The sequence below is a fragment of the Deferribacterota bacterium genome (assembly GCA_034189185.1).
Lineage (GTDB): Bacteria > Chrysiogenota > Deferribacteres > Deferribacterales > UBA228 > UBA228.
Map to the genome: position 1 here is coordinate 1 of JAXHVM010000196.1, position 3,114 is coordinate 3,114.

General features: G+C 28.9%; 2 protein-coding genes and 1 CRISPR repeat array. Both genes read left to right on the forward strand.

Going from position 1 to position 3,114, the window contains the following annotated elements:
• Positions 1 to 15: 15 nt before the first annotated feature.
• Positions 16 to 242: direct repeats of the CRISPR family, unit length 30 nt; unit sequence GTTTTTACCCTACCTATGAGGAATTGAAAC.
• Between the two features lie 275 nt (positions 243 to 517).
• On the forward strand, positions 518 to 1,843 hold the full coding sequence (locus SVN78_09765; protein MDY6821891.1) for an ATP-binding protein: 1,326 nt from the start codon (positions 518 to 520) through the stop codon (positions 1,841 to 1,843).
• 121 nt (positions 1,844 to 1,964) lie between these two features.
• Entirely contained in the window at positions 1,965 to 2,213 is a 249-nt protein-coding gene (locus tag SVN78_09770; GenBank protein ID MDY6821892.1) for an AbrB/MazE/SpoVT family DNA-binding domain-containing protein, read from the forward strand.
• The last annotated feature ends 901 nt before the right edge of the window (positions 2,214 to 3,114 follow it).

The following is a 3,114-nucleotide window of genomic DNA, read 5'->3' on the forward strand; positions in this document are numbered from 1 at the left end:
ACCTTCTGTACTTCTGTTTTTACCCTACCTATGAGGAATTGAAACACGGCTTCCTGTCTTTCATTCTGATTAACACTTCCAGTTTTTACCCTACCTATGAGGAATTGAAACTATCGTAACATAAATGTATCTAAAAAACAAATAAAGTTTTTACCCTACCTATGAGGAATTGAAACACTGCATTTATTGCTTTTTTGTTTAAATTTAAATAGTTTTCACCCTACCTATGAGGAATTGAAACAATCTAATTGTTGATTGTAGATTGCCAACAAATTTAACCTTTTTTACAAATAAAATTGACCCCCTTTTTTCATTGCTTCACCTTTTTTAAAAGGTTCAACTTGCGAAGTTGAAGGATTGGGTAAGATAGGCTGTGATGGCGAGTATATGCGGAAAATCTGACTTGCGAAGTCAGAGGATTAGCTTGCGAAGTTGGGAAAGGATTTCAAAAAGCCTTGAATTTATTATTTTATTATTGTAATATCTATTACAGTAATACGCATTACGGAGATAAAATGTGCAATTTTATGGTAGAAAATCAGAACTGAATGATTTAAATAAATTATACAAATTATCTGCTAAAAATTCTCAAATGGCTGTAGTAACGGGAAGAAGGAGAGTCGGTAAAACCAGACTAATTCAAAAATTCGTGGAAGATAAAAGTGCGCTTTATTTTGTTGTTTCAAGAAAAGATGAGCACTTGCTATGTGAAGAATTTGTAGATATTGTTCAAAAACAAACAAATGTAAAATTTTTTGGGAAAATAGAAAAGTTTCATGATTTTTTTGAATTCCTGCTGGAAAATTTTAAAAATAAAAACTATGTAATAGTTTTTGATGAAATTCAAGAATTCAAACACATAAATCCATCTGTTTATAGTGATATTCAAAAACTTTGGGACATTTACAAGGATTCTACATCGCTACTGTTGATTTTTTCTGGCTCTGTTTATTCTATGATGAAAGATATCTTTGAAAATTCCAAAGAGCCTCTCTTTGGCAGAGCATCTTTAAAAATTAATTTAAACCCTTTTGACATAAAAACGTTGCAGGATATCTATCTGAACAATGTAAATAAAGCTGATAACTTTGACTTTTTTGCCTTTTACGCTATTACCGGTGGTGTTCCTAAGTATGTGGAATATTTTGTTGATAGAAAAATATTTAGTTTTGATGCAATTATCAATGAAATTTTCCGAGAAAACTCTTTATTTATTGAAGAAGGTAAGTCCATATTAATAGAAGAATTTGGAAAAGAGTATACAACTTATTTCTCCATATTATCATTGATAGCTTCTTCTAAAACTAGTCGCAGTGAAATAGAAAGTATTTTAGAAAAGGATATAGGCGGTTTTCTACAGCGCCTTGAGAAAGATTTTTATATTATTAAAAAGATAAAACCAATCCTAAGCAAACCTAACAGCAGAATACAAAAATATACAATTGTAGATAATTTTTTGAGTTTTTGGTTTCGCTTTATTTACAAATATAACAGTGCAGTGGAAATAGGTAATTATGAATACTTAAAAGATGTTGTCAGACGTGACTTTAATTCGTATGCTGGTAAAATTCTGGAGAAATATTTCAAAGCCAAAATGATTATAGAAAGAAGCTTTAATATTATTGGAAATTATTGGGAAAAAGGGAATAAAAATGAGATTGATATTGTAGCTGTTAATGATTATGAGAAACTGGTTTTATTTGCCGAAGTGAAATTAGACCCACAAAAAGCTTCCCTAGATAAATTAAAAGAAAAATCACAAAAAGTTCTCAGAAAATTTAATAACTATAAAGTCGAGTATCACATTTTCTCGCTAGATGATATATTTATAACATCCAGCTAAATATGAGCTTAAAATTCTAAATTGCGAAGTTGAAGGATTGGGTAAGATGGGCTGTGATGGCGAGTATATGCGGAAAATCTGACTTGCGAAGTCAGAGGATTACTGTATAAGAAGGAAAAAAATGAAAGTTATAAAAGCAAAAATATCAAAAAGAGGACAAATAACTATACCGAAAGAAATTCGGAAAGAGCTGAATTCGGATTATGTCGAATTTATTAAAGAGGGGAATCGTATTTTTATAAGAAGAATTCCTTCAGTTGAAGAGATGGCAGGCAGCTTGAATAAATATGCAAGAAATAAATTAAAAACCGGGTTAACAGAAGAAGACGCCTGGAGTGAACATGTCAAAGAAAAATATCGTATATCTTGATACAAATATTATTTTACGATTTCTTATCGGAGATGGTGGAGAACTTGCTGATAAAATATCTCTATATGTAGCCATTTGGGATAGATTAAAGTAGCATTATGTTTCGAAAATTTGAGAAAACAGGAAAAATCAAACTTTATAATGCTTTATAATGCTTTGATCTTTTTACCTTACCTATGAGGAATTATAGCAAGTTTTACTTGACTTTTTTTAAATTTATGCTATACAGTGTTTTAAACCTTGTAATTAGGCATTGAAACCTTCTACATTCTTAATTATTATATAAGTAAAATATAATTGTATTTTACTTTTTTAAGTTATAATAAAAATTAAATTTGTTATATAAAATTTTGATATATGAAGTTGGCAAATTATTAGAATAATATAAAAAAAAGAGGCGTTAATATGAGTAAAATATTAGCAGTTTTCATTCTAGTTTTTTTCTTAGTTATAATTATATGGGAACTGAAGGATTTTTTCCCGGGAAGAAAAGGAAAGGATTCTTAAGTTATTTAAAGCTATTATATAGTTATGCTAATGGTCATAATTTTAAGGAATTGAAATATCTCATATAAAACGTTTTAGTAAATAAAATAGTTTTTACCCTATCTATAAGTGTAGATTGTCAACAAATTTAACCTTTTTTGCAAATATAATTGACCTTTTTACATTGTCTCACCTTTTTTAAGAAGTTCAACTTGCGAAGTCGGGGGATTGGGTAAGATGGGCTGTGATGGCTAATATACGCGGAAAATCTGACTTGCGAAGTCAGAGGATTACTCGAAGTTATTTAGTGGATAAAGTATAAAATTAAAAATTTAAAAATTATAAATAAGTTATAACAAAAATAAATAAAGGATTATATTATATAATGAGACGAAAGGATTTAATTAAATATGAG